General features: G+C 52.1%; 10 protein-coding genes. 2 read left to right on the forward strand and 8 right to left on the reverse strand.

Going from position 1 to position 13,842, the window contains the following annotated elements:
- The first annotated feature begins 1,827 nt into the window (after window positions 1–1,827).
- Complete coding sequence (locus DTL42_RS02295) at window positions 1,828–2,814, forward strand: hypothetical protein (RefSeq protein WP_114367074.1); 987 nt, start codon at window positions 1,828–1,830, stop codon at window positions 2,812–2,814.
- Between the two features lie 71 nt (window positions 2,815–2,885).
- On the opposite strand, the gene DTL42_RS26170 is transcribed toward DTL42_RS02295, so the two are convergent.
- The 8 genes from DTL42_RS26170 to DTL42_RS02335 form a co-directional block, all read right to left on the reverse strand.
- Entirely contained in the window at window positions 2,886–3,059 is a 174-nt protein-coding gene (locus DTL42_RS26170) for a hypothetical protein (RefSeq protein ID WP_158545197.1), read from the reverse strand.
- Window positions 3,060–3,213: 154 nt separating this feature from the next.
- Entirely contained in the window at window positions 3,214–4,914 is a 1,701-nt protein-coding gene (locus tag DTL42_RS02305) for an ankyrin repeat domain-containing protein (protein WP_158545198.1), read from the reverse strand.
- 43 nt (window positions 4,915–4,957) lie between these two features.
- Window positions 4,958–7,564, reverse strand: coding sequence for a polynucleotide kinase-phosphatase (locus DTL42_RS02310; protein ID WP_114367077.1), 2,607 nt, complete (start codon window positions 7,562–7,564; stop codon window positions 4,958–4,960).
- Window positions 7,565–7,656: 92 nt separating this feature from the next.
- Window positions 7,657–9,060 (reverse strand): 3' terminal RNA ribose 2'-O-methyltransferase Hen1, encoded by a 1,404-nt coding sequence (locus DTL42_RS02315; protein WP_114367078.1) that lies wholly within the window; start codon window positions 9,058–9,060, stop codon window positions 7,657–7,659.
- Between the two features lie 41 nt (window positions 9,061–9,101).
- Entirely contained in the window at window positions 9,102–9,842 is a 741-nt protein-coding gene (locus DTL42_RS02320; protein WP_114367079.1) for an ATP-grasp domain-containing protein, read from the reverse strand.
- Between the two features lie 9 nt (window positions 9,843–9,851).
- Window positions 9,852–10,397: an HAD family hydrolase gene (locus tag DTL42_RS27055; RefSeq protein WP_114367080.1), complete on the reverse strand. Its 546-nt coding sequence runs from the start codon at window positions 10,395–10,397 to the stop codon at window positions 9,852–9,854.
- Between the two features lie 8 nt (window positions 10,398–10,405).
- Window positions 10,406–11,179: a tRNA(His) guanylyltransferase Thg1 family protein gene (locus tag DTL42_RS02330; RefSeq protein WP_114367081.1), complete on the reverse strand. Its 774-nt coding sequence runs from the start codon at window positions 11,177–11,179 to the stop codon at window positions 10,406–10,408.
- Window positions 11,169–11,615 carry an AAA family ATPase gene (locus DTL42_RS02335; protein ID WP_114367082.1) on the reverse strand — a complete coding sequence of 149 codons (447 nt, stop codon included), beginning with the start codon at window positions 11,613–11,615 and terminating at the stop codon, window positions 11,169–11,171. Before DTL42_RS02335 ends, DTL42_RS02330 begins: the two co-directional genes overlap by 11 nt.
- Window positions 11,616–12,301: 686 nt before the next feature.
- Between DTL42_RS02335 and DTL42_RS02340 the strand changes: the two genes are divergently transcribed.
- A complete protein-coding gene (locus DTL42_RS02340) occupies window positions 12,302–13,813 on the forward strand; it encodes a sulfatase family protein (protein WP_234824043.1) in 1,512 nt (503 codons plus the stop codon).
- Window positions 13,814–13,842 lie beyond the last annotated feature (29 nt).

The following is a 13,842-nucleotide window of genomic DNA, read 5'->3' on the forward strand; positions in this document are numbered from 1 at the left end:
ACGGCCGCCCGACAATAATGATCATGGCTCAATGCCTGGCCGAGAAAACCCCAAAGAATCACAAGCGGAGTGTAGATCCGATCCAGCCAAGCAAATTCCAGTGCTTCCAAAGCATGTGATATCGTTGCCTCAGACAGCACATCGGTGGAAGGCAACTTACCGTCTTGCGCAAACTGTTGACGCGGAAACCGCACTTGCTGACGAAACCGTCCATCGCTATAAAATGACGTTCTGAGACCTCCTTGCCAAAGATGGGTGTGTGACAACTCCGTCTACGCAAGCGAGGCTTTTTTGATCTATGTCGATTCAGAGCAGCACGTTACATCAGAACTACGTGCCATTCGCGGGCGTGTCCTTGGTCAGGTTGTGAATGACAGCCTGCGTTTCAGCACGAGGCTCCGAACGCACCCCTTGCGTGTCGAAGCGGCGCCGGGACCGAACAAACTCTTCCGATTTCGACCGCCGAGTCGGTGGGCAAACGAACGGCAAGGCTGACCGACCGATGGCATCGCATATCATTGTTCGTCGCTGATGGAAAATGGGGTTCGCTCAGCCGACAGGCTAGAATGGATCGGTCTCACCACAACCGGGACACGACCGGAGCCGGAACTGACGTAGGTATTCCTGGCGATGCTGTTGTTGCTTAATTAGATCATCAAGAGTTGCTGCTCGCTTGTATCGAGTTGGTCTTCAACTTCTCCTTTTTTTTCCTTCGGGCCATCTCATGGAATAAGTGAAGTAGTCATGGGCTTGGGTCTCCAACTGAAACGCTTGAGAAAGCCACGCCGAAACGCCTTTGTGTAAGGGCAGCCAGAAACACAACAGGGCGATCAAACCGATAGCCTCTGATAGCGACTATGCGTGATTGTGCCAGCGACGGAACCGCTAATCAAACTTCGTTTGGCGAGGGCTTTGAAACCTGTTGTGTGAACCGCTTTCCGCCTTGCCATGAAAGTCGGCTAGCGAATCACTTCAGCTGTTTACGATTCAGTCCGAGCAGGGTCGGTAGCCCGCAAAAACCGCGGGATCTGATGTTAGCCGGTCGGAAAGACCTGTGCAAAAACGTTCTAACGGTGTCTTGTCGCCTCCGCTCATTTGTATGGATGTTCTAGCCGAGTTGATTTGGCCGATCTCCCTTGCCGTTTGCCACGGATGACTAACGAGATAGCGGAGCTTTTTTCCCAGAAACACACTCCTCCATGCTCGTCGGCATGGTCATTTTGCACTTTACCCTGACCAGGGCAGATTGACGATGGACGACTGGTGACACTCACGGCAATCGCACCGACAAATGGGGGACACTTCAGAAAAAGCTGTGGCTAGGCATTATTAAGGACAACAGAACTCCAACTTCTTGGGAGGCTCTCATGAAATCACAAATTGCAAGCAGTGGAATAATTAGAGTACAGTAAGGCGGGTGAGCCATTTGTCCCAACTTCGCCCTGTGGACTTTCGTTCAAAGGAGCCATTCGCGCCAATCAGCGGTCGAAATCATCAGGCAAAGCTTCCGACGGCGACCCTATTACGAATTATCTGGGGCAAACCATAAATACAGGCGAGTCTGAGTGCTGGTTCGCTGGCTTCCAGAGGATTCGCCACATTTGCGGCAGAGCGGAATAAGATGCGCGTTGACGAGTGCCGCAAGTAACGTTGAATTGTTACGTAGGAATTTTATCTTCGCATAAGCGGTTGCGTTTTACCCCCGATACTATTGAGGTCTGCGACATCAATCCAATAGGGGCGACCAGCGTAAGCCCCGAATTCGCGGCAAATCGGCCTGTTGTATGTTGGATTACGAGCGCAGACATCAATAAAAGGATCGATGCCATGCCCCCTACTGCTTATCGACTTTGTGTCATTGCATTCCTTCTTGAAGGTGCGTTGGCGAACATCTCATACGCTCAAGAAGGTATTTCTCCGATCTTGCAGAATGCATTAGCCAATGCGGGTGCTTTAGCGGTGATGGAAAAAGATGGCACCATTGACATTAAATGTTATGACCAGACGGAGGATGATTTAAAGGCACTTTTGAATGTCTTGCCGAAGGCATTGGAAAAGGGGGAAGTATCTCTTGCACTCGACGGTTTCGATTCGGAATTAATCAATGAGCTCACTCGGCGAATCGACTTATTGAGGCGTTTATCACACTTGGATATTGGTATTTCGTCGAGCATTACCGATACACAGGTCTGTCAGCTGGCGCAATTTAAGAATCTTCGCCGATTATCTTTGGTGCCGGACCAGCCGATTGAGGTAAGCGACGAGGCGCTTAAGTGCCTTTCAACCAACACGGCGCTCGAGATATTGCGATTGGATTATTCACGCGTTACCGACGAAGGTTTGCGTCATCTTCAAAATCTGAAGAAACTGCATTTGTTAACGTTGTGCTCTACCCGGATTGAAGGTGACGGATTCAAGCATCTAAGGAAACTACCGATTGAATCGCTACTGGTATTGGATAGCGAGGTCAGCGACACTGGCTTGCAAGAGATTGGCCGTTTGAGACGCCTACGTCGCCTGCACCTCAATGGAACTCCAATTCAAGGGGATGGACTCAAATACCTTGGACAATCTTCTCCGTTGCAACATCTCTCGCTCACCGCAACAACGGTTTCGGATGAGGCTTTGCAGCATCTCATCGACATAAGGAGTCTTAAATCATTATCGGTATGCGACTGTCCTATCTCAGACAAGGCCATCACTCACTTGTCAAAAATGCCTCAATTGCAGCGTCTAATGATTAGCGACACGAAAATAACCCCCGAGGGCATCGAGGAACTTAAGAAAGCGATACCGAACACAACGGTCGAATAGCAATCGAGAAAAGGGGGAGGACGGTTCCATGGTAAAGTTAACGTCCATCCGGCATTTTCATGGAGGCAATTTCAACCCACCGCAGGGGTGATGCTGTGCGGGCAGTAGTGGACCACGTTTGTTAAGCACGATTGAATCGTCCGCGCAATTTTCTTCATCGGCCCGAGCTTGGTATCGACCTTCAAGTCACCATACGCCAAACGCGCTTCATGCACATCGATTTGCCCTAGTGGGACTTTGCGCACCCGGAAATCGCAGGGGCGGCAATATGCCGTCTGTCTGCGGGCAATTATTGAGGTCTGCGCCATCAATCCAACAGGGGCGACCAACGGAAGCCCCAGATTCGTGGCCAATCGGTCCGTAGCCATGTTGGATTACCTGCGGAGACATCAATAAGAGCTATGGTTCTGCTGCAAACCGAGTCCAAGTCATGCAGGTTAGGTCTAGCTGGAACACCTCATTATTCTCTACATGGTCTTCGACGCCATCTTGTGCAATGGCGATTGTCCCTCCTCGGATTGTGATGTTCCCTGCCTCTGAAAGAGTTGCCTTGTGCTTGTAAATCCACCCCGGACACGCACCGGTTGAGGTAACAGGTTCCATATGCCATGTGTGGCAGTTCAGTCGATAGACGGGCGTAGTCCCGAATCGGCGTGATCCGTGATACCCCAATCCGCCAATAATGTAGATGTCGCTTCCAACAAGTGTGGCCGAATGGAAATCGGTGGGAGGAAACACTTCCTGCGGATATCCATAAATGGTGAAGTTTCCATCTCCCTGAAAGACCACCACGTCGTTGTAGATACAGAAGTCGGGGTCGTAGTAATCTTCGTGTTCTCCTCCGATCTGCACATAGCGACCATCAGGCAAGGCAGTGAAGGATGCGCCAAAGCGGTTGAAGCACCACACGCAGGTCATTTCATAGAGATCACCGAATTGGGACTTACTCTCATAGGCGGGGATACCAGTTCGTATCATTTCCTGCCAAAAGGGAACATCCATTGTTTCGGGGTTTGAGCTTCCGAACCTTCGTTGGCAGCCTTCCTGATACTCAGACTTGCTGACTCTTAGCGTGGAACTCCCCTCAAGTCCGATCAGAATTCGCCGCATTTCCGTGCTTACGTCGCCAATGTCTTCACCTGCTTCCACGAGTACACGGACAACTTCCTCACTCGTCGTTAATGTAATAGGCTTGTCTCCGTACTCGTTCGTGATAGACGGGTCGGCCCCTGCCGCCAGCAATATCTCGACGCAATCGGCGTGGCCGAACTGTACCGCTTGCGTCAAAGCTGTTTGGCCAAATTCGTCAGCCAATTCCAAATCGACTTTAACACCGATGAGCCACTTGATCATTTCGGGATTGCCAATGGAGGCAGATGTCATCAACGCTGTCTCTCCGCATTGGCCAATCTCGTTCACATCGATCCCCGCTGCATGAATTAGGCGAGCCTTGTCGAGGTGGCCAACAAACGCAGCCAATAACCAAGGTGTTCGAGAAAACCGATCTCGCTGCTGGAGTGCACCAGGGACTCGCAAGAGTTCTTTGACGTCATGGCAACTTCCCAGAGCGACCGCTTCCAATAATTTCGACCAGCGAAGTGGGCTAGGATCAGCACCGGCATCCAGCAGAAATCGGACTACATCCCAACGTCGTCGTAGGTAAGCGGCGCTAAGGGGCGACTCCCGATATTGGGATTCACAGTCCATGACGGCTCCATGCTGCACCAAGAACTCGGCCATTGGGAGCAGCATTTCGTTATCATGAAGACGGAACATGATATGGAGGAGAGCCGTGTACCCACTGGGAGACTCAGCGTTGATGTCGGCCCCAGCATCGAGAAGAACCTGAACTTTTTCTAGACTTCCAGAACATGCAGCTAGGGCAAGTGGTTGCCGTTGGGATTCTCCAACCTTCGCATGGATGTTTGCTCCTGCGTCGATCAGTAAACGAAGCAAGTCCACGCTGGCATGTGGGCTTTTGGCGGCACAGGCCAACGGCGTGTATCCCTTCTCGTTACGGCTATCGACAAAGATACCCTTTTCGAGTTCTGCGAGAACACCTTCTTGGTTGCCGTCAGTCGCAAAGGTATGGATATCCATGCCCCGTGTTTCCTTTTTATACATTCACTTTCAACAAGCCCGTTTACAATCTCGGATCGACAGGTTCGCTTTCCAATGCGAGCACGCCGAATACACACTCGTGAACTCGTCGAAGCGGTTCCCTACGTACAAAACGTTCCAGCGATTCAATGCCCAGTGCAAATTCACGAAGGGCCAAAGAACGCTTGCGTCCCAAACTGCGACTTCGCAGACGAGCGAGGTTGACGTCTGAATCGTAGTCAGGGCTATAAATGATTCGCAGGTACTCCTTGCCACGACATTTCACAGCAGGCTGGACCAACCCTTTTTTGCCTCGAACGATCCAGTCAAGTGGTTTCACGACCATGCCTTCACCTCCTTGACGGGTACGAGATTCCCACCAAGTTACGCCCTCGTTCACCTCAAGAGGATCGGTCACATCAACCACCTTGAAGTTGGTCGCAAGGAGCATTTTATTGTCTTCTTGGCAAATCTTGGCCAGCGTCTGCATATGCCAAACGTGATTTTGATTGATATGAACACGTCCTTCGGTTGCCAGCAAATGAAAAGGTGCCAACTTGAGGTCGTCAAGGGATTGCACTGGCCAGCAGTATTGGCGATAGGCAGCAACGAAGGCGGTAGCATTATCGAGCCGATCCTTGTATTGGGCCAACTCGGGGTGATTCTGCTTCCCGTCTTCGTTCCCAAGTCGCTGGAATGTCGTTTCCAAGGCGGATATAGCTCGGGGCAAAGCGGCGCTACCCGCCGCTCCTACGGCTGCATACTGCGAACGCAGCAATTCCTGAGCCTTCGCTGACCACGGCATCAATTCACAATCGAAACATGCCCACGAGGTATCGAATTCTTCCCAGAATCCAGCGGAAGTCATCGCCGAGCGCAGTCGGTCGATCAGTCGTGATTCCAACTCGGTATCGTTGAAAAATCGGCGTCCCGTTCGAGTATAGACAATACCTGTCTCGCCATCGGTGACACCGAATCGTTGTTGAGCAGCCTCTTCATCCCGGCAAATCACAACAACGGCTCGGGAACCCATGTGCTTCTCTTCGCACACAACTTGCGGAACACCCTGACTACGGAAATAGGTAAATGCTTCCGCCGGATGTTCCAAGAGCCCCGGTTCCTGCGATGTTTCACAAGGGGACATGGTAGGCGGCAAGTAAATCAGCCATTTGGGATTGGCAGCAAAGCGGCTCATTACTTCCAAGGCGGCTGTGGAATTCTCCTCTCGGATGGTGACATTGTGTTGAAGCCGGGTCGAGACAATCCGCTTTCCCAATAGGTCCTCGGCATCCAGAATGTCATCGTGGATTTGCTGTGCGGACAAGGCAGATGGGGATTGATCTTGCGGCAAAAAGGGGCGGGCCGGTTCGCAGTAGGTTTGCTTCGCCGGGATGGAAACGAACTCCTGTTCGGGATAACGCAGCGCCGTCAGCTTGCCACCGAAGACGCAACCCGTATCGACGTTGACAGTACGGTTCAACCACTCCGGTTCCGGTACCGGCGTATGCCCGTAGACTACCATCGCCGAACCTCGATATTCGGCGGCCCAGTTGGATCGAACCGGCAAACCGAATTCGTCCGTTTCACCGGTCGTTTCTCCATAAAGGGCAAACTCCCGCACCTTGCCGGAACCTCGGCCTTGGTACTCCTCCTTCATTCCAGCGTGGGCCACCACCAGTTTGCCATCATCGAGAACATAATGACTGACCAGGCCGTCGAGGAACTGAGCCAGCTCTTTACGAAACGGCTGCTGGACATCTTCGGGCAACGCCTCGATCTCGGACATAGTTTCCGCCAGCCCGTGGGTGATCTGAACGTTTTTACCATTCAGTTTCCGTAGCAGCTTCATGTCGTGGTTGCCCGGAACGCAGATTCCGCTGCCAAATGCAACCATTCTTGCGACGAGTCGCACCGTGTCCAAAACTCGAGGCCCTCGATCCACCAAATCACCAACGAAGACAGCCTTACGGCCCTCTGGATGTGCGAGAACCGTACCGCTGACCAGAGACGAGCCACCGGGAACTACGCAGCTTTCACGGTAGCCGAGTTCCTGTAGCAAGGCTTCCAGTTCATCGCAGCAGCCGTGAATGTCGCCGACAATATCGAACGGGCCATGCTCATCCTTGCGATCATTCCAAAGCGGGACACGCTCGATGGATGCCGCTTCAACCTGCTCGGCGGAGTCCATCACAAAGATGTGGCGAAATCCTTCCCGCTTGAGAGCTTTCACGCTGCGGCGCAGTTGGGATCGCTGCTGCCGAATGACGTGCGGGCCGAAGGTACGGTCGTCTCGATCTCGGTTCCGCTCATGGCAGACCTGCTCCGGCATGTTCAATACAACGGCAACGGGGAGAACATGAAATTGCCGGGCAAGCTGCACCAACGGACGACGAGCCTCGGGCTGCACATTGGTGGCATCCACCACCGTCAGCATCCCACGAGCGAGGCGCTTGGCGGCGACGTAATGTAACACCTCAAACGCATCGGTGGTTGCCTCTTGATTGTTTTCGTCATCGCTGACAAGTCCACGGCAGTAGTCGGACGAAAGCACCTCGGTAGGTAAGAAATGCTTGCGCGCAAATGTGCTCTTACCGGAACCGCTAGGGCCAATGAGAACGACGAGGGATAATTTGGGGATCTTGATTTTCATCTGGCGAGCGACTGAATAGCGAGTGTTGAGATGTTAGGTTACCAATTGGTTGTCTGCCGGAAACACGGTAGTGAAGCGTTCGTAAGAAACGATCACTCGCTCTTCCTCGCGAACACGCCCATCTGTGTCGGCGACCCCACCTTCTCGTCTTCTGGTCCAATGGGCAGAAACCGCACTGCGTAGCCGTGTTCTTCAGCGACCCGGTTCGCCCAGTTTTGGAACTCTGGCCGCGTCCATTCGAAACGATGATCGGAGTGGCGAAACTGACCTGCTGGCAACGTCTCCCACATTGCGTTGTATTCTTGGTTGGGAGTCGTCAGTACAATCGTCTTGGGCCGGGCGAATTCAAACACGACACGTTCCAAGGCGGAAAGCCGAGGCGGATCGAGATGTTCGATCACTTCGACCAGGGCTGCCGCATCGAATCCTTCCAGTCGCCGATCTCGATAGATCAACGATCCATGCATGAGCTTCAACCGATCCGCTTGTCGCTCTGGCAGGCGGTCCAACTTCAGACGTTTCTGTGCAATTTCCAGCGAACGGATCGACACGTCCATCCCGACAATTTGCTCAAATTGCTGCTCATTGAGCAAATCTCGCAGCAGCTTTCCCTCCCCGCAGCCAAGGTCGAGCACTGTTCGAGCGCCACTCGCCTTGAGGGCAGCCAGTACCGCACCGTGGCGCTGATCGTTCAGGCTCATCGTGCGTTCCAGCAACTCTTCCTTGGCTGGAGCATCATGTTCTTCAGCGGTTGTTTCGACTTCCTCCACATCAATCAAGCGAGACAATGCTTGACGATAAAGCCCGAAGCGATGTTTCAGATATCGCCGAGTGATCTGCTCCTTCTCGGGATGCGAAGCCAGCCACCCGTCTCCCTTGGCGAGAAGTTTCTCTAATTCGTCTTCGCCCACGAAGTAGTGCTTTTCGTTGTCGAACACCGGGATTAGAACGTACAGGTGGGTCAGCAGGTTCGAGAGCGTGACTGTGCCTCGAATGGTCACGGAATAGTAAGGGCTGCTTCCCCACTCAGGAAATTGCTCGTCGAGCGGATACGGCTCGGCTTCCACGGTGTATCCCAGAGGCTCAAACAATTGATGCAGAAACCGCTCGCCTCCACGTACCGGAAGGACATCGATTCGGGTCTCCAAGGGTAGCGGCGTATTCGCCATATCTGGTCGATCCTTACAGCGACCTGCGAGTGCCGTTCCCAGAACTTGCGAGATCGCTACGCTCATGAAGGAGGACGCGACATAGGGACGGTCATTGACGTAATGTCCGAGCAAGTCCCCCCGGCTCCGGTTTTTACTTCGGGCCATTCCTACAGGATCGACATCCAGCAGCAAGCAGGCCGTGCATTGATCTTCCGCAGCTTCGGGATAAAACACATGCGCCTTGCCAAAGCTGAGATCAAACGTTTGCAGCCGATCGGGGTGCTTGTGCAGGAGGAATCCAAGATCGGTAGCAGGCTGATGGTTTGTGGTAATCGACAGAAGCATAAGGTAATTCTTTCTGATACAAGTGTTGTACCGAAAGGAAGTCAGTTTCCCATTTCAGGCTGAATCGTAGCGCAACGTAGCACATCCAACACGATGTTAGGATCACAACCATAAATGCCTGAACCCCAAGCGGCATTCGCCTCAACGACAGCCCAACCTTTGCCTTGGATCTGCCCTACATCGATGACAACCGAGCGAGGTGTTCGCTCACTAGTGATTTTCAAAACGTTCTCGACAAGTACTGTCACTTCTGTTCGTTCGGCTTCGGTTGCCTTGTATTGGGAAAGCTTGGCATGTTGCCCTGACCGTAGATAAGGGGAAAGCGTTCTTACTCTTTCTTCGAGACAAAAACAGCGAAATTCGTCTTTCCAGGTTACAGGGTCAGCCACAAGCACGGCCATGTCGTCATCGAACTCTTTCGGAAGTGATCGCCCTGAGTCATAAATTTCAGCGGCAAACGATTTATCGTTGGGCGGCTTAACAAAAACAGGTCTTTTAACAGTGCGAGCATCGCCTAACGTCGTCAAAGAGACGTTTCGCTTTCGGTGTTCTTCAGGAAGTTGCGTCAGCCAATCCTCCGGGACATTGAGCAAGTGCCGACCTACTGCCTGAGCGATTGCCGGTGCATACAACGACTCGATATAGAGCACGATTTCGTCGTCATCTATTTCAGGGAGTCGAATTCCCTTGGCACGGGCGACCGTCCAGTCTCGGCTGATTGCGGCTCGCCAAAGAGCTTGGTTGTCTTCTGTGGGGCGAGAAGACATTAATAGTGTGGTCATTGATTTACCTCAAACCTGATTTTGCCAACGTCGTTTCTCAATGTTCCGAAAGTTGGAATGCCTACGAAGCGAAGTTAAGTAGGCTGCGAGTTTAACTAACTCATCGTCGTTTCGGTCTCCAAAGAACGAATTGACATACACAGCATTTCCGAAATTTCGCTCCACCTTTCTTGGCGTATCATCGACAATGAGTACTCGGTCCAAATTGAAGCCCTTCCGTTTAACCTTTTTCAAATCCTTCACGAAGTATCGCTGCTTGGTCTCAGGGTCAAGACGTTGGACACAATGGTCTCGACTCCAAGCAAACAACAGTTCGATGTAAGCGGGAACGATTACCTCAAGGACTGCGGACAAGTAATCTTCACCAGACGACGACCAGACTGCCAACTCAAATTCGTGCCGACTTTTTTCCCAGAACTGAGTTAGGTAGGGTCTCAGGTAGACGTAGTACGGCCCAACTCTGAAATCGTGTTGCCATGCGAGCGGTTCTTCCGTTGCAAACAACAAGGTCTCATCGACGTCGAGAATCAACAAAGGTTTTTCTGTCGTACTCATCCTTGTCTCTATTGCTTGGTGGATGTTCTTTCGACGATCTCGTATAGGAACTGACTATACGCTTCTTTCATCGGCAAATTGTATTCTGCCTTAACCCGTCGCCGCCGTGCGGTCACTTCCTGCCTGGTCATTGGGTTAACCGCTGGCTTGTCAAACTCTTCCCAATAGAGGCCGATGCCTCGCTTCTGCCAGTTCGGTAGATCGTTGAAGTGGATTCCGTACTGAAGTAACAGTTCGCTCTTTTGGCTCACGGATAAGCCCAGCAGACGCTTCGTGGCCTCTTGTTCACTCTGGCCGTCTTCGCGAAGCGTCCAATAGCACCACGCATTCAAGGCATTCCGGGCAGCATCTTCGTTTCGCCAACGAAAATAATCCACCACAAGCTCACGGTTGGGCAACTGTGAGATGCGGCAATCAAACGTAGCTGCCTGTCCCAATTTCAGTGAGAATTGAGAACTGGCTTCACCGGCGAGCGTCGAGTTGTACTTCCTTAGTTTTCTGCCGAACGACGGTTCTTCAGGATGGAATAGGAGCGAAATCTCTTCACTCTCGGTATAGGCATAAACGACTCGAAAACCGCAAGTCATCAAAGACTTCACTGTCGCCACCATCAAATCTCGGAATCGCTCGTCGAATGGAACTTGAAATTGGCGGTGTTCCTTCGTCAGCCGAGTGAAGTTGCGGCCATCTAGTCGGGCAACCATGTAAATGCCCGGTAGTACGCAAAAGTCAGCGGAGGTTTCAAAGACCCGCATCTTCGTGTCGAGTTCGTCAAATTTCATTCTTCCATTCCTCGACTACAAACCCAGTTTCGGTAAGTCGGACATAAAATAGCTCGTCGAATCCTTCATTCATCGACGGAAGCTCTAGCTTTTTAGCGGCGGATAAAATTGCGACGTCGGGAACTCGTTCACTTCGTTGGGCATTCCGATTCAGACAATCTTCAACCTTTGACTCAAAGTAGTACCCAATCAGCTTGTATCGAACTTGAACGGATGCAAGTCGCTCGATGAACCGAGACCTTTCTGCCTTGGTCGGATTGGTGTTGTCGATCACAAACCGTTGCTCTGTGTCGAGACACGTCTCAAGCAGCCGATTCTCTCGATGTCGGGTCTTGAGGAGATCGAGGCTGATTCGGACGTGCGAGTTGAAGAACCGTTCTTTGTAGAACGAGGACTTCCCCGAACCCGGCAGGCCGATGAACAGAATCGCTTCCATTGCTCTATTACCCTCGATTCCAACGAAAAAGGCCCGCTCAATGGTCTTTGAACCGAGCGGGCCTTGGGAAATTGCAGTCACCAAATCCGATAATCTCAGTTCACGCCATCAGAAATGGCCCCGCTGTTCGCCCAAATTATCGATTGGTAGCTGCATGATTAATTCTCTAAAAGCCAATTGCCTTAGTTGTACTTGTTCACCGAAAGACAATCGGGGAGCGAAAAAGTTCGGAAGAAACTTACCGAAAGTCGGTGGTGACAGAGTCCGTGAAGTGGACGGTGGCGTGTCCTTTGCGGATACGGCGTTGTTCTGCGCCGAACGTTACGTCGAGTTGCCAGTGGCATCCTGGTTTCACCGCCACGGTGATTGCATTCGAACACCCCTCCTAACTTCTGCGGGTTTTAGTCTCTTACGATCATCTGGCGACTTTTCTTTCTGGTCGGTTGGCCGTTATTGTTTATTCGCCCGCCCGTTCCAAGTTTCTGTTCCTAACTGGTTCGTCTGTTACGCTGGTTCTCGCTGCGGTAGCAGAACCCTGAATTCGTCGAGCTTTTCTGTCTTGGGACCGATTTCTGTTCGTTTTACTACGCTTTGGCCATGTGCGTCTGGAATTTTCTAACGATTTGACGCAAATTAGTAACAGATCGCCATCCCCATCACTGCCCTGCCCCATAGGACTAGTCGATATGAGTTTTTATTGCCGAACACATCTGCTTGGGTTGCTGACCACTCTGTTGATCTTATCTGGCCAAATGGTATGGGCGGCCGAAAAAGCTGGTGACTCGCAGCGGCCGAATATCTTGTTTGTGTTGTGCGATGACCTGCGTCCTGATGCGGTGGGCTGCCTGGGGAGCGAGCATGTGAAAACGCCGAACATCGATCGTTTGGCGGAGGAAGGGATTCTGTTCCACAATTCGTTCTGCACGACTTCTCTTTGTTCACCGAGCCGGGCTTCGATTTTGACGGGGCTTTATGCTCACACGCATGGCGTCACGAATAACTTTACCGAGTTTCCGGACGAGACGGCGACGTTCCCGAAGCGTTTGCAAGATGCCGGGTACGAAACGGCTTACATCGGGAAGTATCACATGGGTGAAGACAACGATCAGCCTCGGGCTGGTTTCGATTGGTTTGTTACCCACAAAGGACAAGGCAAGTATTTCGATACCGAGTTCAACATCAATGGCCAAGGAAGCCAGTTGATGAAGGGATACTATACGCACGTCGTCACCGACATGGCGTTAGACTGGCTGAAGAAAGATCACGGCGATAAGCCGTGGTGTTTGATGATCGGCCAGAAGGCGCCCCACAGCTTTTATTTTCCGGAGCCCAAGTACGAGCATGCGTTCGACGAGGTCGAAGTGAAGTACCCGGCAACGGCATTTCAACTCGATGACAAGCCGAAATGGATTAAGGAACGGCTTTACACTTGGCACGGAATCTATGGACCGCTGTTCGACTGGCGGAAAGATTTTCCGGACGATAGCCCGGAAGGGGTTCAGGCCTTTGAAGATATGGTTCATGCCTATTGGGGAACCATCTTGAGTGTCGATGACAGCATGGGCCAGCTTTATGACTACCTGGAAAAGAGTGGCCAGCTCGATAACACGGTCATCGTTTTCATGGGGGATAACGGCTTGCTGGAAGGGGAAGATGGAATGGTTGACAAGCGGACGGCGCACGAGATGAGTATCCGTGTGCCGCTGGTGGTTCGTTATCCGCAGTTGGGTAAAGGCAAGTCGGTGGACCAGCAGATTCTTACCGTCGACATGGCCCCCACCTTGATCGAACTGGCCGGGGCCAAGCCAATGGAAGATATCCACGGCAAGTCTTGGGCAAAGCTGGCGAAAACCGGGGACGACGATTGGCGGACGGCCTGGATGTATTACTACAATTACGAAAAACAGTTCCCTTACACGCCCAATGTCCGCGCTTTGCGAACCGATCGTTGGAAATATATTCGTTATCCCCATGGCGACGGCTCGCCAGATCGACACATGGCCGAACTGTACGACTTGAAGAACGACCCCGGCGAAACGATTAACTTGGCCGAGAAGCCAGAACATGCCTCACGGGTAAGCCAACTCCGCAAGGAACTTACCGAGGTGATGGCCAACGTAGGGCTTACGGAGGCAACCGATAAAATGCCACTGGACGAGGGAATTGGCCAGGAATTACCGGATGCTAAGATTCGGTAGCGGCATATACGATATTCGCCGCCCCCCAT

Origin of the sequence: Bremerella cremea, from assembly GCF_003335505.1 — a bacterium.
GTDB classification, from domain to species: Bacteria; Planctomycetota; Planctomycetia; order Pirellulales; family Pirellulaceae; genus Bremerella; species Bremerella cremea_A.

Coding starts and splice junctions, on each gene's coding strand:
- DTL42_RS02295 (WP_114367074.1), top strand. CDS start 1,828: ATGCCCCCTACTGCTTATCGACTTTGTGTCATTGCATTCCTTCTTGAA.
- DTL42_RS02305 (WP_158545198.1), bottom strand. CDS start 4,914: ATGGATATCCATACCTTTGCGACTGACGGCAACCAAGAAGGTGTTCTC.
- DTL42_RS02310 (WP_114367077.1), bottom strand. CDS start 7,564: ATGAAAATCAAGATCCCCAAATTATCCCTCGTCGTTCTCATTGGCCCT.
- DTL42_RS02315 (WP_114367078.1), bottom strand. CDS start 9,060: ATGCTTCTGTCGATTACCACAAACCATCAGCCTGCTACCGATCTTGGA.
- DTL42_RS02320 (WP_114367079.1), bottom strand. CDS start 9,842: ATGACCACACTATTAATGTCTTCTCGCCCCACAGAAGACAACCAAGCT.
- DTL42_RS27055 (WP_114367080.1), bottom strand. CDS start 10,397: ATGAGTACGACAGAAAAACCTTTGTTGATTCTCGACGTCGATGAGACC.
- DTL42_RS02330 (WP_114367081.1), bottom strand. CDS start 11,179: ATGAAATTTGACGAACTCGACACGAAGATGCGGGTCTTTGAAACCTCC.
- DTL42_RS02335 (WP_114367082.1), bottom strand. CDS start 11,615: ATGGAAGCGATTCTGTTCATCGGCCTGCCGGGTTCGGGGAAGTCCTCG.
- DTL42_RS02340 (WP_234824043.1), top strand. CDS start 12,302: ATGAGTTTTTATTGCCGAACACATCTGCTTGGGTTGCTGACCACTCTG.